This is a genomic window from Lysinibacillus sp. GW823-FHT06C08, from assembly GCF_058795135.1.
This window is the reverse complement of record NZ_JBXAHN010000013.1, coordinates 14,818-39,473: the sequence shown is the minus strand read 5'-3', so window position 1 is coordinate 39,473 and position 24,656 is coordinate 14,818. Positions and strand designations below refer to the sequence as shown.

The 24,656-nt window shown below is 35.4% G+C and carries 19 protein-coding genes and 2 pseudogenes; 5 read left to right on the top strand and 16 right to left on the bottom strand.

Features of this window, described 5'->3' with window-relative positions; all coding sequences use genetic code 11:
• Window positions 1-195: 195 nt before the first annotated feature.
• Both AC1Q6O_RS21335 and AC1Q6O_RS21330 read right to left on the bottom strand, forming a co-directional pair.
• On the bottom strand, window positions 196-909 hold the full coding sequence (locus AC1Q6O_RS21335; RefSeq protein ID WP_008177498.1) for an SDR family oxidoreductase: 714 nt from the start codon (window positions 907-909) through the stop codon (window positions 196-198).
• A 32-nt stretch (window positions 910-941) separates the two neighbouring features.
• Window positions 942-1,493: an NAD(P)H-dependent oxidoreductase gene (locus AC1Q6O_RS21330; protein WP_008177500.1), complete on the bottom strand. Its 552-nt coding sequence runs from the start codon at window positions 1,491-1,493 to the stop codon at window positions 942-944.
• Window positions 1,494-1,861: 368 nt separating this feature from the next.
• Here AC1Q6O_RS21330 and AC1Q6O_RS21325 point away from each other — a divergent pair, with 368 nt between their 5' ends.
• Window positions 1,862-2,200: a winged helix-turn-helix transcriptional regulator gene (locus tag AC1Q6O_RS21325; protein ID WP_008177502.1), complete on the top strand. Its 339-nt coding sequence runs from the start codon at window positions 1,862-1,864 to the stop codon at window positions 2,198-2,200.
• A gap of 879 nt (window positions 2,201-3,079) precedes the next feature.
• Here AC1Q6O_RS21325 and bluB read toward each other — a convergent pair.
• The 9 genes and pseudogenes from bluB to AC1Q6O_RS21280 form a co-directional block, all read right to left on the bottom strand.
• Window positions 3,080-3,721: a 5,6-dimethylbenzimidazole synthase gene (gene bluB / locus AC1Q6O_RS21320; RefSeq protein ID WP_008177504.1), complete on the bottom strand. Its 642-nt coding sequence runs from the start codon at window positions 3,719-3,721 to the stop codon at window positions 3,080-3,082.
• A 638-nt stretch (window positions 3,722-4,359) separates the two neighbouring features.
• Window positions 4,360-6,666, bottom strand: a complete 2,307-nt coding sequence (locus tag AC1Q6O_RS21315) for a glycoside hydrolase (protein WP_492402157.1) — start codon at window positions 6,664-6,666, stop codon at window positions 4,360-4,362.
• A 972-nt stretch (window positions 6,667-7,638) separates the two neighbouring features.
• On the bottom strand, window positions 7,639-9,483 hold the full coding sequence (locus AC1Q6O_RS21310) for an alpha/beta fold hydrolase (protein ID WP_492402155.1): 1,845 nt from the start codon (window positions 9,481-9,483) through the stop codon (window positions 7,639-7,641).
• 57 nt (window positions 9,484-9,540) lie between these two features.
• Entirely contained in the window at window positions 9,541-10,107 is a 567-nt protein-coding gene (locus AC1Q6O_RS21305) for a TetR/AcrR family transcriptional regulator (RefSeq protein ID WP_492402180.1), read from the bottom strand.
• A gap of 822 nt (window positions 10,108-10,929) precedes the next feature.
• Window positions 10,930-11,985 (bottom strand): ankyrin repeat domain-containing protein, encoded by a 1,056-nt coding sequence (locus AC1Q6O_RS21300; protein ID WP_090001469.1) that lies wholly within the window; start codon window positions 11,983-11,985, stop codon window positions 10,930-10,932.
• Window positions 11,986-12,448: 463 nt separating this feature from the next.
• Window positions 12,449-13,804, bottom strand: a complete 1,356-nt coding sequence (locus AC1Q6O_RS21295) for an NAD(P)-binding domain-containing protein (protein WP_492402178.1) — start codon at window positions 13,802-13,804, stop codon at window positions 12,449-12,451.
• Between the two features lie 290 nt (window positions 13,805-14,094).
• Window positions 14,095-14,478: pseudogene (locus AC1Q6O_RS21290) on the bottom strand (arsenate reductase/protein-tyrosine-phosphatase family protein).
• Window positions 14,479-14,489: 11 nt separating this feature from the next.
• Window positions 14,490-15,545, bottom strand: a complete 1,056-nt coding sequence (gene arsB, locus AC1Q6O_RS21285; protein WP_008177518.1) for an ACR3 family arsenite efflux transporter — start codon at window positions 15,543-15,545, stop codon at window positions 14,490-14,492.
• Window positions 15,538-15,864: an ArsR/SmtB family transcription factor gene (locus AC1Q6O_RS21280; RefSeq protein WP_008177521.1), complete on the bottom strand. Its 327-nt coding sequence runs from the start codon at window positions 15,862-15,864 to the stop codon at window positions 15,538-15,540. The genes arsB and AC1Q6O_RS21280 overlap by 8 nt, the downstream gene beginning before the upstream one ends.
• Window positions 15,865-16,208: 344 nt before the next feature.
• On the opposite strand from AC1Q6O_RS21280, the gene AC1Q6O_RS21275 reads away from it, so the two are divergent.
• Window positions 16,209-16,403, top strand: coding sequence for a hypothetical protein (locus AC1Q6O_RS21275; protein ID WP_008177524.1), 195 nt, complete (start codon window positions 16,209-16,211; stop codon window positions 16,401-16,403).
• 111 nt (window positions 16,404-16,514) lie between these two features.
• Window positions 16,515-16,595 (top strand): annotated as a pseudogene (locus tag AC1Q6O_RS21270) (DUF2196 domain-containing protein); the annotation flags it as partial.
• Between the two features lie 502 nt (window positions 16,596-17,097).
• On the opposite strand, the gene AC1Q6O_RS21265 reads toward AC1Q6O_RS21270, so the two are convergent.
• Window positions 17,098-17,673: a TetR/AcrR family transcriptional regulator gene (locus AC1Q6O_RS21265; protein ID WP_090001475.1), complete on the bottom strand. Its 576-nt coding sequence runs from the start codon at window positions 17,671-17,673 to the stop codon at window positions 17,098-17,100.
• A 94-nt stretch (window positions 17,674-17,767) separates the two neighbouring features.
• On the bottom strand, window positions 17,768-18,778 hold the full coding sequence (locus AC1Q6O_RS21260; protein ID WP_043990342.1) for a fumarylacetoacetate hydrolase family protein: 1,011 nt from the start codon (window positions 18,776-18,778) through the stop codon (window positions 17,768-17,770).
• Window positions 18,779-18,944: 166 nt separating this feature from the next.
• On the opposite strand from AC1Q6O_RS21260, the gene AC1Q6O_RS21255 reads away from it, so the two are divergent.
• Window positions 18,945-19,967, top strand: a complete 1,023-nt coding sequence (locus tag AC1Q6O_RS21255; protein WP_043990343.1) for an MBL fold metallo-hydrolase — start codon at window positions 18,945-18,947, stop codon at window positions 19,965-19,967.
• A gap of 200 nt (window positions 19,968-20,167) precedes the next feature.
• On the opposite strand, the gene AC1Q6O_RS21250 is transcribed toward AC1Q6O_RS21255, so the two are convergent.
• A complete protein-coding gene (locus AC1Q6O_RS21250; protein ID WP_008177533.1) occupies window positions 20,168-20,452 on the bottom strand; it encodes a hypothetical protein in 285 nt (94 codons plus the stop codon).
• Window positions 20,453-21,616: 1,164 nt separating this feature from the next.
• Here AC1Q6O_RS21250 and AC1Q6O_RS21245 point away from each other — a divergent pair.
• The gene (locus tag AC1Q6O_RS21245; RefSeq protein WP_008177535.1) at window positions 21,617-21,763 is read left to right on the top strand and encodes a YrzI family small protein; all 147 of its coding nucleotides are present in this window, start codon (window positions 21,617-21,619) and stop codon (window positions 21,761-21,763) included.
• Between the two features lie 704 nt (window positions 21,764-22,467).
• Here AC1Q6O_RS21245 and AC1Q6O_RS21240 read toward each other — a convergent pair.
• Window positions 22,468-23,244: a GNAT family N-acetyltransferase gene (locus AC1Q6O_RS21240; RefSeq protein WP_008177538.1), complete on the bottom strand. Its 777-nt coding sequence runs from the start codon at window positions 23,242-23,244 to the stop codon at window positions 22,468-22,470.
• Between the two features lie 479 nt (window positions 23,245-23,723).
• Window positions 23,724-24,656 carry a carbamate kinase gene (gene arcC / locus AC1Q6O_RS21235; RefSeq protein WP_090001481.1) on the bottom strand — a complete coding sequence of 311 codons (933 nt, stop codon included), beginning with the start codon at window positions 24,654-24,656 and terminating at the stop codon, window positions 23,724-23,726.

Here is a 24,656-nt window from a genome sequence, read left to right as displayed (position 1 = left end):
CAATTCATCATATATCATTTGAAGAAACTCTAAGAACTTTTATGGGATACAGTTCTGGTAGTGAAGCAAATATTACAGTTATTGATTTAAGTGGGATTCCATTTGAAATATTAAGTATTACAGTTTCTTTAGTGTCTCGAATCACGTTTGATTTTGGATATTATTCAAAAAAAGTACTTGGAGTTAATCCAACACCTAAGTTAAAATGTGACCGCCTTCTACATGAAGAACGGTTCCAGTCACGAAACCATTTTGTAGCAAGTATAGTACGCTTTGTGCAACATCTTCAGCTCTTCCTATTCGTTTCACAGGGAGTTTGTTTTCAACTGCATTATAGAAGTTATTACGTGCTTCTTCTGCCATTTTGCTACGGGAAGGTGTATCAATTATTCCAGGTGAAACGATGTTTACTCGGATCGGAGCAAGTTCTAAAGCCAAAGTCTGGCCTAGATTCGAAATAGCCGCATTGACTGCACCTAGAATTGCTGAGCCAACCATAGACTTGTAGGCTACAACCCCAGAGAACAAAGTGATTGAACCGTTTGGTAAAATTTTCGAAGCACCGTATTTCGCTGCATAATATTGTCCCCAGAATTTGTTTTCAAATAGTTTTCGGGCTTGGGCTGTATCCGTTTGGAGGAATGACCCGCCGGATGTTTCTGCCGCGCTTACCACAAGATGATCGAACTGGCCGATCTTTTCAAAGAAAGACTGAACTTGCTGTTCTTGCGTTGTATCTAGAGTATAAGCCGTTGCTCTATCTCCTAGCTGCTCTTTGGCATTCCGTAATTTATCTTCGGAACGGCTGGCAATGATTACTTCTGCCCCATGAGCTATTAGCTGTTTAGCTGATTCCAAACCAATCCCAGAGCTTCCACCGATAATTACAACTTTTTTATCTTTTAACATGTTTTTCTCCCCTTATACGTTTACTTAATAGATTAAAAATTCAATACCTCTTGCAGATGTAAATCAAGTTCAGATACAAACTTTTCAACTTTCGGATTTTTGACTACATCATAACAAGAGAAACTCTTTAAAGGCTTCATTCCGAGAAATTTATGTATACGATGTAAATGACTTAATGCATCTTCTAGGTTGCTCCCTTCAAAAAATTGACTTGGATCGTTAAATGCTTTTTCAGGAGCATTCCAGGTAGTCGAAAACATATATTTCTTTTCAGTCAACAACCCGCCTTTTCCATACTGATCGGCACCCCTAAAAAATAAACCATAAGCATATACTTCATCCATATAGGACTTCAATAAGCCGGGGACACTGAACCAATAGATAGGTGTTTGGTAAATGACAATATCAGCCCATATAAATTTTTGTTGTTCTTCTTCGATTTTATATCCTTTTTGAATAATTGTTGTTTTTACATTGTTTTTTTCACTTAAAAAACTGACCATTTTGTTCATCAATGTTTGGTTTAAATTCCCCTCTGCTGAACTATACTTCTGATGACCGTTAATTATAAGTATATTTTTCATCTTTATCTAGCTCCTTCAATTATATGATTTCTAAAAAAACTGCCTAGCGTGTAGTTGATAACCCTACTGCACTTAAGGTAAAATTCAAATCGTTTGCTTCATCCGGAAGATACTCATGATTATGTCTCAATAGCAAAGCATTGATTTATATAGCAATGAGAGCAAACGGTAGTTTGTTTCGTTGATTTCTTGCAATAATTTTAGTCACCTCCTCAATAAGGGATGAAATTATAAGTACAACGATATTATAAATATAGTAACTTCATTTATGGAAGTAGTGATATTTATTTCATAAAGTTTCTGAAAGTATACTATTGTGATATGATAAGGTGAATTAAACAAAAAAATTTTTCGGGAGGATGTTTCATATGAGTGTTATTGAGCCAGTAATATTAACCAAAGGAGCACCAGATGAGACTTGCCCCATTGCTAAAACGCTCGACGTGATTGGGACTAAATGGACTTTTTTAATTATTCGCGATCTGCTTATAGAAGGAACAATGCGATTCAGTGACCTATTGAAATCAATGAATGGAATTAGCCCGAAAACACTTTCACTCCGTCTTAAGACACTAGAAGATCATGGGATATTGAATAAAAAGGTATTCCCGGAGGTTCCCCCTCGTGTGGAATATACGTTAACAGACAAAGGAAAACAATTGGAAGGTATTTTCATTGAATTAAAGAGATTTGGATTAAATTTATAAAAAATTAAAATAAGTCATTCTTTAAATTTTGGTAAGTTAATTATGAATCATATCAGAGCATTTTTATTTTTAAATCTATTTCTCAGGCTATGAACTAAACAAACTACGCTATCACCGCATATTGATAGTAAAGTAAAGCTATTTTAGCCTTACACCTCCGAATTTTGTTACTTAGGGTCACTCCTATCCCAAGTGACCCTTTTTATTTTTTTCCTTAAAGTGTTCATTAACACTTGTTTAAATTTATTTAAATGAACCTAGGCTGCTTCACTTTTGTCTTTTATTAGATTTTGCAAGATCATAATCAACACCTTTTTTAAATACTTTTTAAAAATTAGAGTATCAAATTTATTACTTGTCGCTACTTTCAATCCTTTAGTAATCTTTTCTCAGTCAATTCAACAATATAAAAAAAGTTATCCATTGGTTCTATATAATGTGTAAAAAGAGTCGAACATACAAATTTGTATGTTCGACTCTTCAAGTATTCCCGTTTTAGAATCTCAATATATATTTTCTTATGAACTTGAATCGTGATTCTTTAACAACAAACTAAGTTCATCTAAGTAATAATTTCATAAAAAATACCTCATATATTAATATAATCCTACAGATTGTAACATTATTCCTTTTTTGTTTCTATATCAGTAAAATAATTTCTAAACAAGTTCCCAAACGTTGTTTAGAAAGCTTTCTTCGTAGAGTCACCAAAGTCTGATTCGGGAACGTTATTAGGTTTATTTATGTATAAGTTATAAATCCTTGTAGCACTAAAGCCTCCGTTACTTTAAGTACATTGCTTTACAATCTTTAAGGAAGAAATAGCTTTTTTTGTGATTCAAAACTACCCATAACGCACCCTGATAGATTAATAAGTTTTTAGTTTTGTCCCCATTTATTTTCAAAAATAAGATGTTCTAAAGAACGCCTTTTTTCCCAATTAGCTAACTCTAAAATGGGTTTTTCTGGGTAATTTTCAGTATAACCGATTGATATAAGAGCAATGGGATCGATGTGTGGTGGTATTTCTAAAATGTCTCTAATATCATTCTTTTTATAAAAACTTACCCACCCCATTCCAAGTCCTTCAGCACAAGCAGCTAACCACATATTTTGAATAGCACAAGCTGTTGATAATATATCTGTTTCAGGAATGGAATTTCGTCCTAATACATGGGAACCTCCTCTTGTAGGGTCACATGTAACACAAATAGTTATAGGAGCTTCTTTTAAACCCTCAATTTTTAAATCAAGGAATTTCATTTTTTTCTCCCCATCATAATGAACAGCTAATGCTCTGCTTTCTTTTTCTGCTGCCCAAGCCAATTTTTCTTTAATTTCGTCCGTGGAAATCAAAATAAAGTTCCAAGGTTGCATAAATCCTACTGAAGGTGCATGATGAGCTGCATTTAATATTCTTTGTATAATGTTTTCAGGGATAGGAGTTGATAAAAAACTTCGAATATCTCTCCTATTATAAATAACTTTATAAATAGACTCTCTTTCTTCATTAGAAAACATAAATTTCTCCCCTTTTCTTTACAAAAATATTTATTTTTAATATTAACTAATTTTTCATTATTCTGCCACGTAAGTTGAAGTAAAAATACACCAAAAAGCGTGGTTTGGGTATGTTTGTCCTTATCGTTGTATCCGCATAAATCTGACTCCACCTCTTCTTAATTCGGATTAACATTCGTCAAATCGATTACCACATTTCCTTTCAGTTTCATATATGGATAATGGCATCATTAATAATAGACCGGTTTAAAGACACCCTTCGCAGATTTCACAATTGCCTTTGGCTGCTGAATTGATAGTCGTTCTAATAGCCAACGAAGCTCTTGCTGTGAGAAAGTTCATACTTCAGCGTTTCTTCTACAACATAAACAAAAATACCCTATAAGATGACCTCTTTGAAAGTGTCTATCTTATAGGGTACTTTTTAAAACGTAAACTTCACCTTTTTTCTAATACTTTTACGCTAACTGCAGCATACGTAAATATTACTTTTTTAATCCTTTTTTCAATGAACCCCCACAATGGATAAGCTACTTCTATGTCTTCTTGTAAACTTATTCCTTAGCGTTCAGATTTAGCCTCTCTGAAGATTATCTCAAGGAAAATTATTAGCAGTTATACTATTGCGAATTTCACGCTTATTTTTCCGGTGAATAGATAGTATTACTATTTCCATCAATAATTAACACCGATTTTCCAGGTATTGTCTTGCCTTGATAGTTAAATTCATCTTCTGAAAAATTTGCGACTACTCTTAATGCTTCACCATATTCAGTCATTTGAACGAGTCTATCATCTGATATAATTTTAAAATCTGTCATTTCTTTCGTTATTGCTTTTTTGCTAAAATATGACCATACCCTTGAATGCCTTACAATTGTTTCTTTATGTTTTTCCCACTCGTGTTTATCTATATGATATAAAGGAGGAACATTATAAAGTATCTCATACAACATTCTATTTGTTATTTCGTCTTTAAATTTTAAGGTTCCCCATCCCCACCAATGAGTTGTGATCACTGAATCGTTGTAAACCAACTTATACAATGGAATCGTGTAGTTTGAATCCAAAAATAACTTCTTGTACTTATCCTTTAGTGGTATTTGTTTAGAAAACATTTCGGGAACTCCACCATTACTCGAATAGTATCTCCCTACGTAATACTCACTTTGTTTGTTTTTTGCCATATCCTCGTCCATCCAAGAAAATGATGGCGTTTCTATTCCATGTGCAAAGGCAATAGATTTGCTAGCAAAATCATTTCCGCCCTCAGTGCCTACTACCATATCCCATTCTTTTTGCAGATACTCCATTCTCTTAATCCTAGCCTGGATATCTTCCTTTTCAGTAGTAATATGTTCTGGCGAATAGTCATCGAAGATTTCTCCAGTGCCATCTGTGTCTAAAAACCATGAGTTAAATGCTAAGCCGGTATTTAAAATCGAAGTTACTCTTTCTTTTACACTAGGCATTGCAAGCGTCGGATTCAACTTTCTACCGCAACCTTGGAATCCTTCAATCTTTTCTCCATTTTTATTTGTTACAGTTGCATTCTCGTAAAGTGAAGCATCCTTAAACTTAGCAGTTTCCCACTTCTCTTTACCTGGTTCATGGATAGAATGATATGAATCATAGGTACCAAATAGAAAGCCGAATTCTTCTGCATCTTTTACTAACTCAGGTTTAATGAATCCTTCCTGCCAATCATCCAAGCCGATCCACATATGTTCTAGCCCAGAATCCTTCATGTCCTTTATCACATCTACAGTATTAGCATCTGCCCACTTCTTTATTGGGTCAACTACATCTCCAAGTATGCTTTTTAATAATCTCTTATTTAGGTCAATTAATTCAACGGGATTTAATTTTTCTATTCCTTTGTTTAACAGCCTCTGAGTATCTTTATCTGTTTCAGTAAATACTTCCGGATTATAGAATTCATTTAGTTGCATTACTGCACTTAAGGATTTTATTATTCTTTTCTTATTGTATTTATCTACATAATCTAAGCTTTTTAAATCTTCAAAAGCTGATGAAAGCTCTGATCCATCCTCAACATTAGTAGTTAATAGCCCCTGAATCCATAATTTCAGTTTTTCGGGAAAAATGTCTCTCAGCTTTGCCCATTTAATATTTTCTTCTGAAATCACAGTTCTGTCCCAAAAATAAGCATGAGGTGCTCCATAAAGCTTTTCGATATTACTATTTTCTTTAGCCTTATCCGCCAAGCTTTTGAAGTCCCCCTGTTCAATCAAATAATTTTTATAGGTTTTTGCAACATCTACTGGATTTTTTTTCGTTAAATATATTCTGAAACCATATTCCTTCTCTTTATTAATAGTTGGAAACTCATGATTAAAAGTAAACTCAATATCGTTTTCTGTATGATAAACAATTTCACTATTATAAGGGTTTTTAATTATATATACTAGTGAATACCCACTTTTATCAACTGCAAAAAATTGCATAGATAAAGCCTCAATTACCTTCATTTTTTCTTCACTTAAGTAATTTTTCCAAATTGAATCATTGCTTGGAATATACTTCCCTTGATTAAATGGGAGCATATATCCGTCACCTTTCACTTTTGGCCATGCAAACATGTTGTCTTCATCCTTGCTGGATTTTATGGTTACATCAACATACTTATCTTTTTTTTCGATATCCACCTTAATTCCCTGTTCTGAATAGGTCCAGCTAATGTTATCTCCACTGTCTTTTAAATTTGAAACTTTCATTTTCCCCAATGGTTCAGATAATTTCTCAGTAATTCCATTGGATTCCACCTCAAGCGCAAGTGTCTCAGGATCCACACTAAAGTTAAAGTCTAAATTATTTATTTGTGGCTTACTCTCTATACCTGTATTAATTTTTTCTTTCTTACATCCCGTAAGAACGCTTGTTAATATTGCAGCAATTAACATGATTGATAGAATTTTTTTCATGTAACACACCTCCATACCAAGTGTAATATCGGTTTGTTACACGAATGTCACAAAAAAAATCTACCTTATTATTTTTTAATTCAAATCCTTAGTAGCAAGCTCCTTATTAGAAATCTCGTCAATCAGATTTTGGTTGACCGTCACATCTTCCCTCATTCAGGGTCAGTTTAACTCAGTGACCCCTTTTATAATTTCTATTCTCAGATAAAGAATAAAGACCCAGTTCCAAAATCCACTTCAATTATTTCCGCTATGAAAAAATATTGATTGCCATTAAATTTAACTTCTGCGTTACAATCCTTGACCCTTATTACCTTTACACCTAACTCTTCTAGCGCTTCTCTGCTGCATCTGTTGGCTTAGATTAGATTATTGTCTGACAATTGGAAGTGCAATTAATTGTTACGATGAATATTTTATTCGTCTTAAGGAGAATCTAGATTAAACGATAATTAGTATTATTTAAACGAATAATTCCCTTTTGAACGATAAATTATAGGAAGCTTTTAATAATAAGAAAGTAGTGACCAAGGTATTTATATTATGTAAACTAAAATTATTTGGCGTGGAGGAGGGCTTGGATACGAAAAGTTTTCATCTCAGCTGTATATGGACTTCCTGACACCCTCTCGTATATCTTGATTTATTTTCATTTTAGATAAGAACATCCATACACACAAAAAAATTAAGTATAGTCTTACCATAAAAATCCATTAAGATTAGGCGATTTTCACACATTTAAAGTCTATATTATTTAGACAGAATTCAAGACACCTAGTTAATCCTAGGTGTCTTTATTAATTTTATTTTTTGTTCCTGATTACTATTAAACTATTGGATGTTACTTAAATTAATTGACGTTCTTTTTCTTAAATGTCAGATAGTTTCGGACACTTGAGACAAGATCTCATCTTTTTTTTGCACGATCTTACTCCACGCTTTTTATTTGTCCCACACTCTCATTTGCTAGTGCTACAATTTTATTACCAAATTAGCTGTTTCACTCGGATGGTTAAGAGGAAAATGATGACCATATGGGACAAAATCAACCTTACCCAGGTGCGAAGGAGCAGAATAGCCTCTGTCATAATTCCCCCAAATAATGCGAAGATTATACTTTGTTACTTCATTGAAATCAGCTTGAACGTTTTTCAAAAGTAAACTGTTAAGCTGAACCGTAGTATTTAAAATTCTAGGAGAAGTAAAACTTTTATTTATTTTTTCAATATAATGTTTAGGGATACTCTCCGTATTTTCAAATAAACCATTACTTAATAAATAACGCTCTATCAAATTAGTAGGAGCCAATTTCAATGTCCATTTGTTCATAAATTGAGGAAAATTTATCGAGTTAGCATTTTTTTTAGCAACAGGTGGCTGAAGTAAAGTAATTGTATACTTCTTATCTATGTACTTTTGTACTAATGCTTCCAAAAGAATATACGCACCAAATGAATGGCCAATTAGATGGGCACCATTAGTAGCTTTCTCCAATAACTTTTTCACTACATTCAAATAGATATTTAAAAGATTTTTCTCTCGTTTAAAAGGAGAACGTCCCAAACCTGGAAGGTCCATGATCCATACAGGTCGACCCGTTTTTTCATGAAGCTCTTTCCCTAAAGGAAATAAATCCTCTCCATCACTTAATAAACCATGTAATAAAATAAACGGTTTACCCTCTCCTTGTGATTGGTAAATGGTAGTATTATTACATAATGTTCGTTTAAATAATTGACTGTCCTGACCATTTTTATACATCATGCGATAATCCAGATCAGCTACTACGGCTGGAAAAAATTTCATTACATTTGTCTCCTTAAACCAATCTTCTCCCATAATCTTTTTCGCTGAACCATTTGAAAAAGTTCGATTTGTAATAAAGTTCAGCCCATCAGCAGGAATTTGGGTTATTTTGCTTACGCCACTATTCATAAGTGCTTTCATAAATGGCAATGGGGCAGAAATTTTAGGTGCAGTCATATTCATACTTTCTGACATAGCATCTAATAATTCTGAAATATTTTGATCTTGTTCTTTATCTTCAACAAGTGTATATGTTTGTATAGTTGGTTGCTCCAATCTGAAAACCTGCACAATAAACTTTGCTAGTTCATCGTTTGCAATAAGTGGTAATCTATATTCCTTACCTCCAGGAATCACTGGCATGAGCCCTTTTCGCATACTCATCACAAGCAAGCCTAAGCCTCCTGTTTGCTCCGTACTCCCTGTTTTACTACTACCAACTACAGTTGGTGGATTAATTACTGAAAGCGGATAACCTACTGTTGATGCCTGCTGACGGATATAAAGATCTGCTAAAAACTTTGTTTTCTCATATGGATTTTTTATTTTCAAAAAATTGTTTCCTTCTTTAAACACATCTATCGCAATCTTGCTATTTTTATCATCAAAGGGACTCATATAGCCTACTACATGAATAAATTGTTGCAATCCCTTCAATTGATGAATATTTTTAGCAAATTCACTAATATGTTGGGCACCATTCAAAAATACGGAAGCTGCCTCCTTGCCTGTCGCTTGAATATCCATGGGGCCACCTGCGTGAATAATCACATCCGTTTTCAATACCAACTCCTTATCTTCAGCACTTAGACCTAAGTCTATTTTCGTCAAATCACCTTCAATAAAGTGCATAACTCCCTCTTTTAAGATGCCTTTTTCTTGAAAAATGCGTGTTGCTTTACTTTTCGATCTCACTAATAGAAGAATTGTAACATGCTCTTCTTTGGCTAATTCCTTCACTAATTGCTTTCCAATAAAGCCTGTTCCACCTGTTAAAAATACTGTTCTCATATAAATCCTCCTTTTAGTACTATTCAGTACTAATTTGATGTAAAAAAAATGCTTCTTTTATCGAAGCAAGTTAAAAAAATGATCTGCTGTTTTCATGATTACAGTTGCATCCTTCAGTGTTTCTGAAATAAATAGCGCTCCTTCAAGATTTGTAATAAAAAGAGATGCAACCTCGTCAATATTAATTGTCTTTCTAAATTCACCATTCTCTACTCCTTGTTTAAGTAATAGAGAAACTTTCGTTTGTAATCCTATAAAGAAAAGACCTATTTTTTCTTTTACTTTTGTGGCATTTGTAGGGCTTTGAATATAAAGCGTAATAAATGGACAGCTCCCATTATATTCTCTCGTCTGAACTCCTTTTGATAATTGCTTTAAAAACAGTTGGATACGATCTTCAACTAATAATTGGTTTTGCGATAGTAAATCATCAATTGCAGATTGATACATTTCAATCCAATAATCAACGACCCCTTCTAACAATTCTTCCTTATTAGAGAAGTGATAATACACATTAGACTTTGAAACTTTACTTACACGAACTAATTCATCCATGCTTGTATAAGCAAACCCTTTTTCTAAAAATAATGTTGCAGCTACTTCAATCACACGTTTTTGATTCATTAATTTTACCTTTGTCATAATTAGTACTGTACAGTACTATAATAGGTGTTGCAAGTATTTTTGTTAGTTTAATAAAAAAATTGATCAAAAAAGCTATACTTTAATTGATTTTACTGCTAAAAATTAATCTCATTTTGAACAAAGTTGAACTGAACCCCAAAACTGTTTGGGATTGCTTGCAATTCTTTACTTGGGTTTTAACGCTAGGTTCATATATTTTTGAAATGTAACTACAGAACTATTCTCTAGTGGTCTTTATTATCAGCATAACGAAATAATGAGAAAAAATGTTAAGCTCCCAAGAAAGGTTGCTCTTGACGTTATGTAACGTACCGAGATTCAATACGTACCCTTGCCCATCTCGATCGCTCTCTCAGCACATAATATTTTACATAATACAGGATGAATACCTCATTGATTTTCTACAACTATAGACTTCAGCTTTTCCTTATACCTACAATATTTGTATGTATTAAATAACTCATATATAATACTATCCGTATTTCGGTTTCACTTTGTCTTCTGTTAGATTTTGCAAGATCATACTCAACTTATTATCGATATTTAAATTTGATGTAGCTACCAACTAATTTGACTAAACCATCCACAAAATAATTTCATGATAATAAAAAGTTGAAAGGAGAAATACTCCATATCAACTTTTTATCCTTTGTTAAGATATAGTATCAAAAAAGGCAGGTCTCTCACCTACCCACTTATGTTGCAACACTTACGGCATACTATCCCCTTTTCTTAGCGTTGAGTGCTTAGAAAGGGGGATGGTATTGTTTATAAAAATGCTTATTGGATTCATTAATTATGTTAGCGCTTATATTCGGGCTGCTCTAAAACAATCGGATTCGGATTGTTAAGTACCCATTGCACTGCCAACTCGCATAGTCTCGCAGGTTCCTCACCTCCATCACCATTGTGAAGTTCTTTCACTAAAATGATAGACTCCTGAAGTTCAGCAGGATGTAATGGGGTACCTAAGCTAATGTAATGGTTCAAACTTTTGAGCATTTTACGAAAATCATTATCCCAGTTGATGCCGCCGTTATCTAAAATTTCGTATGAGACTTTACCAGTAATACGAATAACCTCTCCTTGTACAGTTTGCGCATGTCCTTGCGAAGGAATTAGTAAATCCCAAAGTTCATTATGTTGAGCCTGCCAGCCCTTTGTACATACTGTTATTGGAGACGTACCATCATGCGTTTTTCGCTTCTCTACTGGTGGAACATCAAATAGCTTATAAAGACGGGAAAGTGCCTCATCCGTTTCGTTCAAATATTCTTTATTAAAACCTTCTCTGTGAAATTCAAAGTCTTTCCCAATTCGCTTAATAGAATTTTTCATTTCCGGCGTTACAGCTATACCTGCGCTCAGAAAAATCTCAGATACTTTCACTAGATCAACAATATTTATATTTCTACATACTGCTAAAGCTTTGTCCAAAGGGGTCTCATTCATCATATTTACCGCGCTTATATTTGCTCCTTTAGAAACCAATGTGCGCACCGCATTTGGTTTAAAAAAAGAGGCCGCAGCAAATAAAGGTGTTTCGTTTTGATAATCCAAGGCTTCTATATCTGCATCTAACTCAAGAAGTAATTCAATATTCCCCCGCCAGCTTATTGCTTGATTATGTAAAGCCGATCTTTTGTAATTGTCTCTCGCATTTATATTTGCCCCCTGTTCCACGAGCCAGCGAACCAATTCATCCGGTACATTGAAAAAGCTTAAGGCTGTTGTTTTACTATAACCACCATATGCATCTAGCTCGCACATTGTAAATACCTCTTGTAATGCCGTAATATCACCTGCTTCAATTAGTTCATTAAAATTTTTAGGTAACGTTTTTCTCTTCCTCGCCATATGTATTTTCGCTCCTTACATTAGATTTTTGAATATAGTTCATCACTTCATTTACCAAATATATACCAATCTGTATTTTACCATGTTTTAATTTCTTTGCTAAGAGAGTTTGCAGTTAATTAAGAAAAGAGGTTATACTATGCAACTGTTTTGGGAAAATGACTATAAAGAAGATGGATATTACGTTTTTGATAATCCAAGCATTGAAGTGATCGAGCAAACAAAACAATTACCTCTCAAAATCTTTTTCTTTATGTAGCTACCAACTAATTTGACTAAACTATCCCACAAAATCATTTCATGATAATAAAAAAGTTGATAAGGAGGAATATTCCAAATCAATTTTTTATCCTTTGTAAACTACCCATGAGTTGTTGTTGTATATGGACAAGAACTTTGTGTCCATCCCATTTCTCTCCTTAGTTTTTAAAAGGACTGCTAGCTTTCGCTAACAGTCAAATTTTTAACAACATGAATTGGTTTGATTGGCAAGATTTATACCGCATACACCTGTTTCAGGTAATTCCAATTCCACACGTTTTGACGCTTCTTCATCATCAGATAAATAAGCCGTTATTGAACGAACTTGTTCGTAGCCAGTTGCCATTAAAAATGTTGGTGCGCGTCCATAGCTTTTAGCTCCGACTATATAGAAGTTCTTTTCTGGTTGGCGTAGAATCTCTTCTCCATGCGCTCTTACTGTGCCACAACTATGCACATTTGGATCAATTAATGGCGCTAATGCATGCACACTTTCAGTTGCTGAATCAATCGAAAGGCGTAATTCACTGTTAATTGATAGGTCTGGTCTATTTCCCGCATTTACAATAAGCTCATCAAAACCTGTTAATACTTTTTGTTCTCCGTTTATAATACCTACAATATGAATGTTCTCATCTTTCTTCACCTGTGAGATATAGAAAGGTGTTATTACTTCAACCTTACCAGTATCTACTAATTCGTGAATGCGAACACCGAGTGCGCCACGTGCTGCTAATGCATCTTTTTCTTCGCCACCATAAGCTTCTTCAACAGATTTTTTACGCATAATCCACACTAGCTTTGTTGCAGGATTCTCTTCTTGTAATTCCGCAAGTGCCAATAAGGTATTAATAGCCGAATGGCCACCACCAATAACTGCAATTTTCTTATTGGCATATCGCTTAGTATTCATATTTATGTCTGGGATACCATACTGAATGTGATTTGCTAATGCTTTTTCATTTTGGAGCCATATACCTGTAGAATTTGCTGGGTTGGGATTTCCCCATGTACCCGTCGCATCAATAATAGCTCTCGCCTCAATCACACGGATGTCATTCTCTTGTTCAATATAAATAATAAAGGACTGTTCTACACGATTTTTTGTCTTCATCTTATCATTCAATTGTCGTGAAATCCCTACCACTTTTGAGTTCAACTGAATGTGAGGCTTTATTTGCATTAGATTAGACAATGGTTTTAAATATAGATCAATTAATTCATGTCCTGTCGGTAACGTATCTAAATTAGGTTCTTCCCAATAGGAGGTATCTAATAAAGCCTTAGCAGCTTTATTGATGTTATATCGCCATGGTGAAAATAATGTAACATGCCCCCAAGTATGAATATTGTGCGCTACTTCATGCCCAGCTTCTAATAAAATAAAGGCTTGCTTGTGTTCCACTAAATGAGCAGCTGCAGCTAATCCAATGGGGCCTGCGCCCATTATGACAATCGGTAAATTCTTATTAGGGTTATTAATACTCTCCTGTACTTTAATTTCCTTAGTAGTAGGACAACAAGATTCATTTTGGTTGATTATTTTTAGTGTTTTCATCATTCACTTCTCCACTTTCATCTTTATATAAGCATTTCCTTATATAAAATGTATTTTTTACGTCTAGCAGGTAGCTAGACGTTTAATCTTTGCATGTAATTAACACATTTCAATTTCACATATTATTTGATCATTTTTTCTAGCATTTTCAAATTGCAATCATATCCAAATCCCGAAACGATCCATCTCTCCTTTATAGAAGAAATAAAAAGCAAACTCTTTAGCCTGATTTAATGAGTATCTTGAGTTAATATGTCTAGTATGACTTACTGTCATTTTTAATCCTCCATTCAATGGTCTGAATAATTTCTAACAGACAGTATTACTGGTACAAATTGCTCATTTCGTTTGCCTATTACATCAGGTGCATTTTGAAATACAGTCGATTTTTCTTCGTCTGTACCAGTTGCTTTCGTTTGATCTTCGAACCCCGCATAAGGTAACTACTAGTGTGGTTTTGTTTAATATCTCAAAATCAATTAAATCTGATGTATGATTTAAAGTATCAATTTCTACCTCTGCCACTACTTTAATGGCATTCGTATTTACTCCATGCGCTTCTATGCCTGCACTTTTAACTGTCCATTTTGTAGGTATTAATTTATTTGCCTATCCTTTAGCCACCTGACTACTGTATGAGTTCCAGTACACAAGAAGTAAAGTGTGTGTGTCATAATATAGTTCCCTATTTAATAGTTTTAAAGTATTTTTTCTGCCAACGTAAGGCAACCCATACAAGTCCTATGAGTACAGGTACTTCTACAAGTGGACCAATAACAGCAGCGAATGCTACTCCACTATGCAGGCCAAACACCCCAACTGACACAGCAATCGCTAGTTCAAAGTTGTTACTTGCAGCTGTAAAAGAAAGAGCTGCTGTGACAGGATAAGATGCACCTGCTTTACGAGAAGAGAAGAATGAAACAGCAAACATCACCACAAAGTAAATAAATAATGGGATCGCAATTCGGACCACATCAAGTGGTAGTTCAACTAATTGCTCACCTTTTAAAGCAAACATCATCACAATCGTGAACAACAGTGCAATTAGAGTCAGTGGTGAAATCTTCGGTAAGAACTTTTCCTCATACCATTGTTTACCTTTGGCTTTAATCCCTATCCAACGTGTGAGAAATCCTGCAGCAAAAGGTATACCTAAGAAAATAAGTACGCTCTTTGTAATTTCCCACATTGAAATGGATACATGGAAATTCTCTAAACCAAACCAACCCGGTAATACATTTAAGAAAAAGTATGCAAAGATCGAATACGTCACGATTTGAAAGATGGAGTTAAAGGCAACTAACCCAGCTACATATTCCCTGTCCCCACGCGCTAAATCATTCCACACAATCACCATGGCAATACATCGAGCTAAACCGATCATAATGAGCCCAGCCATGTATTCAGGATAATCGTGCAGAAAGATGATAGCTAAAAAGAACATTAAGAACGGACCGAGTAACCAGTTTTGAAAAAGGGATAGCAAAAGCACTTTCCAATCCTTAAACACTCGCCACATTTCTTCATACTTTACTTTCGCTAATGGTGGGTACATCATAACAATTAACCCTATAGCAATCGGTATGGACGTTGTGCCAATAGACATGGACTCTAATGCTTCACCAATATTGGGCATCGAAATACTTAATAAGACGCCTATTCCCATTGCAACAAATATCCAAAGTGTAAGGTAACGATCTAGAAAAGAAAGTTGTTTGGTTAAAGACTCATTACTCATTATCAGTTCCCCCTACATGGCAGCAATCTGTCCCACAGTTGCACCAATTTAAAGGTTGAATTTGTTCTAAAACACCCTCCATCAGTGGTGTTTGATCCTCTACTAAACGGTAATGTTTCCAAGTCCCTACTTTTCGTTCCGTAATAATGCCTGCCTCCTTCAATTTTCGTAGATGTTGACTAACTGCTGGTTGCGATATTCCTAGCACATCCACAAAATCACATACACATACCTCCCCATTTTTCATGCATGCAAGTAATTTAATACGATTTAAATCAGCTGCTGCTTTTAGTTGTTTTTCAATTAGTGTGTTTTCCATTTATCTGCACTCCTTATATAATCATTTGCTTATATCTTGATTTAAATAAATCACCTCGTTAAAGAAAGGTGAACTGATACATATATAACTATATGCTTATATTATGATTTAATGTTTTGAATTGCAACAGATATTTACCCAATTTGAAAATTTCTTTTTCAACCATTTAGATTTCCCCTTTACACCCTTGAATTACCGAAATATCCCATATTAATTATTCCATTAAACTGCACCGTTAGTAAAAAAGCGTCTTCACTTGTTGTAAGTTAAAGGGGAAAGTTTCACAAATAATAAAAAATAGATTATACTGGACTAAATAACATATTCAAAAAGGAGCATTTCCTATGACCGAGAATAATCAAACTGAAGTACCCCAAAAAAAGATCAGCCTGCAAGAGGCAGTGAAACAGCAGCTTGAAAACAAAAAGAACCGTTCCTCTGCTAATCAAGGAAAAATGAATCACGACCTTTCAACAAAAAAAATGAAAAGCCAGCAAACGAAAAAAACAAGCAATACCCGTAGAAAAATGGGTGTCTAATATACGGACAATATCGGAAAGACATATAACAGGAAAAGCTGTTAATATTGTTAAAAAAGGTTGGAAAAAGGGACAATTACCAGAGATATCATTTAAGATATTTTTAACAAATCAGGCACCCTTCCCCACGGTATTAAAGTTAGGCTAACAGATGGACAGGTTGGACGCATACAGGAAATCCACTCTAAATAAAAGAAGTGAAAAAGCATTCAAGGGTAAACTGTTCCCTGTATGCTTTTTCACTTCTTTAATTCTTTTCATTTTATAACTGATGTAGCTATATACCACGGTAGTTTAAGTGCAACACCTCACAAACTCTTCACTATAACCATTTTCGTAAAATAGGTTACTCCATTAATTGGCCCTTTTGTTGAATAAATAACTTTAATAATTTTTATGATTTTATTGTTACTTAACACATTCACCTCATTTCTACAATGAAACTAACTATCGACGTTGAATTGATATGGTGCATTTCCCTGTTTTTCAACCAAAGAAGTTAAAATTTGTCTTATGAGTTTTTATAATGTAAATATATTTCGACTTCAGAAAATTCTTTAATACATTAGATAATTAAAATATTATACCTATTGAATTTTAATAATTTCACTTAATTGGAATATACCTTTTTTTATTTCATCGAGTGAAGCATACCCATAAGAGATTCGTATAAACTGCTACAGGTTTTTTATGACTAAGACAATATAGCTTTTACGAACGATGAGACAATGTACTTATAGAACTCTTCCTCGGTGACGAATTGAGACTGATATTGCTGGTGAATCAGCTCGCTCATCTGAAAGCCGTAGCACGTCGAGAGAAAAGACATGGCGGCAAGGCGCGCATCCTGACTCGGTATGACTTTTTTCCTCTGTAGTCGTTCGAAATATTCAACCAGCAAAGAGTGCAGCTTCACCGGCGGCTCAGCCAGCACTCTGTCTAATTCAGGAAATATTCCTTTTTCGCGTATGCCAATCAAAATAATATCCGTATTTTTATGGAAAAACAAGCGGTACTGCTGGCTTACATTCAGCAGATCAACTTCCGGATTATCGGTCGCTTCCTCCATTAGAAGCTTCTCAAATTGCGGGATATCCGAATGCCTTTCAATGATGGCTTCCAGTATGCCTTGCTTGCTTCCAAAATTCCGGAAAATTGTAGATTCATTGACTGTAGCTTCCGCTGCAATGGCTTTAGTGCTTACTCCCCGATAGCCATTCTTTTTTATGAGCCGTGTCGCGGCTTCGATAATTCTGTCTGAAGTATGCATTGTATTACTCCTTTTGCATATGTTAAATCTTATTATACAACAAGTTATTCATACACAATAGGTTCGGGGGTTCATCATCTTCGTAAACGTTTATTTAAGGTAAATCACTTCTTCTTTCCCAGCGACTTGCTTCCGTAATCTTGACATTATCAGGCACCAATTGCGTGAGCGTTCCTAATTTATCGAACGTAATCCGGATTCGGTCAGAGGGCAACAGCCATTGCTCGGTCTCGATTGCGCAGCAATCCGGTATCGTCCCCATTCCTATAATCGTGCCCGGGAGCGGCGTGAAAACTTTGAGAACCTCCTCCATCACCTTCGCAGGGTGCGCGGAATACTCGGATGTGCTTCCCTTCCAGTGCAGTCTCTCTCCGATTCGTACATCCACATCCAGTGCCAGCGGGTTATCGATTTCATCCGGTGTAACCAGAAATGGTCCTATTCCTTTGCTGTTATCAAAATCTTTGCACCGCGTTGGTCCGGTCAACGCCTGAAAATCTGGCCACTGCACATCGCGAGCAGTACTGTCGTTAAAAATTACATAACCAGCAATACAGTTCCCCTTCCCTGTAACAAAGGCCAGCTCCGGTTCGATATCCAGATAAGAAGAATACGAAGGCCAATGGATTGTAGCCCCATCTCCAATCAATGCATTATGGTTACATTTGTAATAACTGAAGGTTACTTTATTCGGTTCTTGCTGGAATTTTTCCGCAATTTTTTGTATAAACTCTTCTCTTTCCGCTCCTGTGTATTCTCTTTGCAGCAGATTTACGCCAGCGTTTTTCAGATGTCTTGGCGTCAGCCCGAAATCAATAAGTGCAGCCGGTTTCAAAATAGGTGGCAGCAATTTTACTGCTGTAATTGGACAGATTTCATTTTCATTGAATTGATGCAGCTGTCTAACAGCGTATTGCATCAGCTCCTTAGCGGCAGTATGGCTTGCCGGCAAATGTTGTAGATAGCTGTCCATACTTTGTAGACTGTCAACGAATGTCCCCTGCTTTTTCATGATTGCGGCAAAAGACACGACAAATTCCTCGTTAATGACAAGCCCAAAAAAATATTCCTTCGAAGTTTCAGTGTGATAGGTTACCAGTTTCATCTTTGTAGCGCCTCCATCCATGTAGTGTGATGTTGTTCAGTTATTAGCATATTACATTGAGTAAATGCACGCAAGTGCTCGCTTGCTTTTTATTTTCCATTCTCTATAATAAAGATGTAGTCAGTGTGACTAACTCAAAAAAACATATATGCAAAGGAGAATTGTTATGCAGTATAGAAGTATTATCCAAAAACCTCGGGTTAAATTTTTTGAAGTCGCAGATGGCGTCTTTGCTGGTATTTCGCCGTATCGTGGCATTAGTTGGGCCAATGCTGGGTTTATCAACAAAGGTGAAGGCTTGGTGTATGACACGTTCTTTGATCTGTTCCATGCGCAAGAAATGCGAGATGCTTTTAAGGAAGTAAGCAATGGCGGCTCTCCCGCCTATGTAGTGAACTCGCACTATAACAGCGACCATACCTGGGGGAACAAAGTGTTTGAAGAAGCCTGCATTATTATGCACAAGGAAGCGGCCAGGGAGCGTCTTACTGAAAATATTGGCTGGATGGATAACGTCATCAAAAGAGGGAAGAATTCTCCGGAATCGACTCAGGGAGAGCAGTTCTTTGCAGCGGAATTTGAAGGCTTCGACCTGGAGGGCGTAGAATGGGTGCACCCGAATATTGAGATAAAGGACGATATCAACATACGGCTTGGCGATACGGAAGTTATGATTTACAATGTAGCTCCGGCCCACTCTGACAGTGACTTGCTGTTGTGGATGCCAAAAGAAAAAGTGCTGTTCGCTGGCGATGTCGTGTTTAACGGCTGTACGGCATACAGTGAAGAAGGAACCCTCAACTGGATAAAAGTACTTGATCGCATTATTGATGACATTAAACCTGAAATCGTTGTTCCAGGACATGGTGCCATATGTGGCCTGGACTTCGTGAAGGAACAGAGAGACTACCTCTTGAACTTGATAAGCGAGTTCAACAAACATTACAATGACGAGATTGATTCCTTGTCCCTGACTAAGGAAATCGATATTTCTCGCTTCCTTCATTGGATTCAGCCAGAACGTTTGTATGTTACGGTGGATATTCTCTTAAAAAGTAAACGCGGGTTGCCATCCCTTCCAAATTGGAACGAGGTTCCTACAAAACTGGAAGACATGAAAGCTTTTTTATCCGGGAAATATGGCGATCGAATCAAGCCATGGGACCCTATGAGCGTGTGGCAAGAATAGAGTATGCATCCTCCTAAATACGTATGAATATCCATCAGAATAATTTGTGGCTTTAGTAGAAAACTTAATTAGAAAATCTCATAAATCCCATATTCCATGATAAATTAAAAGACTCTCTTCTGAAAATTAGTTCACCAAAAGAGAGTCTTATTAAGCAATATCTAAGTTGTTCAACAATTGCGCCCGTTTGTTGAACAACTTTATCTACTAGATGTCCAAATTCTATACATATCTTTACCGTCTACCTCAATCTTATCTCTATGCATTGTAACATTTACATTTGTGTATCCCGCCCATTGTGGTATTAGTTTCGTTAAACAATCAATTACCTTTACATCAGGAGTTGCATAACCAATATTTTCTTTTCTCAAAAAACCGTTGGAGAAATCTTGATATAATGAGTCCGTCCATTCATAAACTTCAAACTGAGAGTCAAAAATCCGTTCATCTTCTTGATATTGTCCGTTAACCCAGTATACTTCCATAATAATGCTCCTCCTAATGAATGTAGCGTTCAGTAACAGTAATAAAGACACTTACCTAGTATTCCGTTTTTATTGTATTTGCTAGAATATTTACAATAATTTTTTATATTGTTATATATGCTTCGTATAATAAAGAACAAAAGTATCACACAAAGAATAAGGACTATTGTGAGAGTTGTTTGGTTAGGTTCACCAAATATAAGCTCTGCAAGTGTGAAACGAATCTCTAACCATTATGAAGTTTGCGGTCCACATTTTTCGGCCAATTCTTCCTGAATAAATTTTTTCAATTTCCGAATTTCCTTAATGTTGCTACCAACTAACTGAAATATAAGGAAAAATACTCCTTGGCAATTTTTTAACCTTTGTCAAAATATAGTCATAACCACTTAAATTATTCCCACTTTATGAATAAATTTAATAAATATTGGATAAATCTACATTAACGATAATGAGCATTATTTAAACGAATAACCGCCTTTTTTACGATAAATTATAGGAAGCATTCGATTATGTAGTGAATTTGTTTGATTGGCAAGATTTATATTGCATATACTGTTTAGGGTAACTCCAATTCCACTAGTATTGCCGCTTCTTCCATCATCTGATAAATTGAGCTGTGATTAAACGAACTTGTTCGTAGTCCGTTGACATTAAAAATGTTGGTGCGTGTCCATACTTTTAGCTCCGACGATACATATCACTTAGTCTTCTTATTAATGTATGGGATACCCTATTCAATGTGAATTGCTAATGCTTTTTCATTTTGGAGCCATCCCCCAGTAGAATTTGATTTGGATTTCCCCTTATACCTGTCACATCAAAAACGGCTCTCGCTTCAATAATCAGGAAATCTTAGTAAAAGATGTTTACAAACACCTTAAATATAGCTATACTTACAAAGTAAACATAAAATTCTTAAGGAGGTCGAATGAAATGATCCGTATCGTTAAATTGATGTCATTATTAGCCACAACTAAAGTAAAAATGAAAATCACACATTCGACCAGTTCGGAATGGATCGCTTAAGTTTTTTGTAATTTAGCATACCCATACCGCAGGGAGAAGTGTGCCCCTGCGGTATTTTTGTGCCTTTTTTCACCGTAGGGGGAGTCTCTCTACGGTTTTTTCATTTTTCATGGTAATTTAAGGAGGTGATCATAAATGATATTAAACTTTTTTGCTCTCACGATAACTATTACAAAACGTGAGAACTCTCTTGAGAAAGCACTTCATAATGAAAATGCGAAAAAAATCTTTGAAGAGAACCGAAGAAAAGTAGAAAATTATATTCGTCTTCGTCAATATTAATTTTCTTCATTAAAAAACATGAAAGGTGGGAATTGAAATGATTTATATGATCAAAAGACGTCATGCAGTTTTATGGCTGGAGAAAGACACAACCACCAGATGAAGTAATATAAAGAGACAATATAACTATTTAATTTTATAATTTCCGTGAAACTAACCCGTTCTAATCTAGGACGGGTTGCTTCATGAGGTATTTTGCAATTTTTAAGCGATATGTTACACATAGAACTTGATGTAGTTTTAAAAAAATACTAAACTTAATTCCATTAGTCTGCCCTATCGGCTCCATGTTGTTTATTACTATTTCATTTGTAATAAACAAATTTTCCACATAGTAATTGCTATGCTATTAAAAGATTTATTCGAAAAAATCGAACACTTTTTATTCAATAACGAAGTCAATCGTCATAACTATCAGCTATCTTTATCTGAATAAAACGTCACTGCTGCTACCGTAGTCATATGGATTGACCAGAATTCTTCTGCAATGGTTTTATTGGATTAATTGTTAAACTTCCTTCAATAGGTTTTTTGCTAACACTTTGGATAAGGGTGTTCAGTGATTCTCTCCTTGAACACTGATAGCATTTATTCCCTTTCTGCGCACATAAACTCCATCGACTACAATTTCAACCAGGATTAGGATTACCTGACGAACTTATCCTACGAGCTTCTATTCGCTAGTTTTTTAATATGAGGCCCTACTACTTGGTAGAAGGTGACTGGCAGCCATAAGAGTATGCAAGACATAGAAAACCGCACTTTTCTAGGATAGGTCTACTCATCGGACTGGCGTCAACCGTAAGGATAGGATGCCCATTTTCATATGCCTTTTTTGCTCGAATTGCTAAAAGCGCTGTATAGTAACCTTTTCCTCGGGACAACGGTAGCGTTGAACCTCCCCATAAGCTAGCAAAGGAGGAGTTTTTCTCTAAGTACATCCAAGCAGCACTTACAAGCTGACCATCTTCATAAATTCCATAAAGGTATAGGGATTCAGGATCATTCTGTTTATCTCTCCAAAGTCTTTCTCCCAGCTCAGCATGCGGTACATTCCAGATGGCATCTTCTAGAACAATAATGTCTTGAATGCCTTGTTCATCCGTTATTTCCTTTAAGTCGAAGTGTTGATCATTGTTAAGCAAGGGGTGCTGATTATCTAACTTCATGACCATTAGTGCTTCAGGATCATCTATTGTGAATCCTTCTTGTTTAAGAATATCTTTCAAACTATCAGGCTTGTCGTAGCTATATACTTTCCACTCAAAATCCTGCTCAAAGTTACTAAAATAGTTTAACTCGTTCTTAATAATTTCTCTTACATTGCCTTCGTTTACATTAGATGAGACAATGAACCCATTTTCACCAAACTGTGAAATGTGGCGCACGACATGCCCCGTTTCCTCTCTTATGTAACCTTTTACTTGAGCTTCTTGTCGAAGTTCTTTGTGGAATAGTGATATTAATTCATTTTTATCCATGGGCAACCCTCCAGTATTTATTAATTTTTTTCTATTGAATCATCTTATTCCATTAATTAATCTATTGATTAGTACCAATTATTTCAGAAATAGACGTTCAACTTAATCTTTTTTATCCGTAAAAAATTCAACTTTTCCTTGTTCTACGCTCATCCCTTAAAATAGATTCACCCCGTTAAATATGTTAGCGATTTTCATAATATTCTGCCTCCTTCTTATGATAATTATATAAATTTTATCAGATTTTTCCCAAATATACACTAATAACTAATAAATCACTGTTTTCATACACTATAAAATCCCCCTCAAAAAAAGAAAAAGCGCAATTCTTGCTACAGAATCGAGCCCGTTTGCTTAATGAAGGTTTTGTAAAAAAATAGTAAGAAAGTCAAAAAGTTTGCAACGTCTATAGTCCGTGATTACTCACGTCATGACTTTGCAAACTTAATGGATGATGGTCCTTGAACCATACTTTAAACTTATTTTGTTATTCGTGTACCTGCTTTTCCATTTAATGCAGCTACTGCTTGATCGATTGAACAAATGATTGACTCTTTCCCTAATTTTGCAAACTCTATAGCTGCTTGCATTTTAGGTAACATACTACCTGCCGGGAATTGTCCTTCTGCAACATACCGTTCAGCTTCAGCTACGGTAATGTGGCTTAGCTTTTGCTCATTTTCTTTACCGAAATTAATATAGACATTTGGTACATCTGTTAGCATCATGAAAACTTCCGCATTCACTTGTTGTGCTAGCTTTAATCCTGACCGATCTTTGTCAATGACTGCTTCAATACCATGTAATTGACCACTGTCTTCACGATATACTGGTATACCACCACCACCAGAAGAAATAACAATCGTTTCATCAATTAAACGTTTAATTTCATCTATTCCGTGAATCACTTTTGGTTCTGGTGAAGGGACAACGCGTCTATATCCCCGCCCTGCATCTTCTGCCATAGTAAAGCCTTGTTCTTCTAAACGATGTGCTTCTTCTTCTGAGAAAAATACACCGATTGGTTTAGTCGGATTTTTAAAAGCTTGATCATCCCTGTCCACTTCAACCATCGTTAGCAATGTAACCACATTTGTAGTAATGCCACGTTCTTTCATATGGTTTTTTAAAGCTGTTTCCATCATATAACCTATGAAACCTTGTGATTCTGCGTTACAAACATAAATTGGTAGTGGTTCGACTACATTTTTTGCAGCTTCATTTTGGGCAATGATATTCCCCACTTGCGGACCATTACCATGTGTAATGACGATATTATGACCCGCTTCTCGAATTTCTACCATATGGCCTGTTGCCGACACTACATTTTTGAATTGATTATCATAAGTTGCTTCTTGTTTTGGCTGTAAAATGGCATTACCACCTAAAGCAATAACTACACTTTTTCCCAT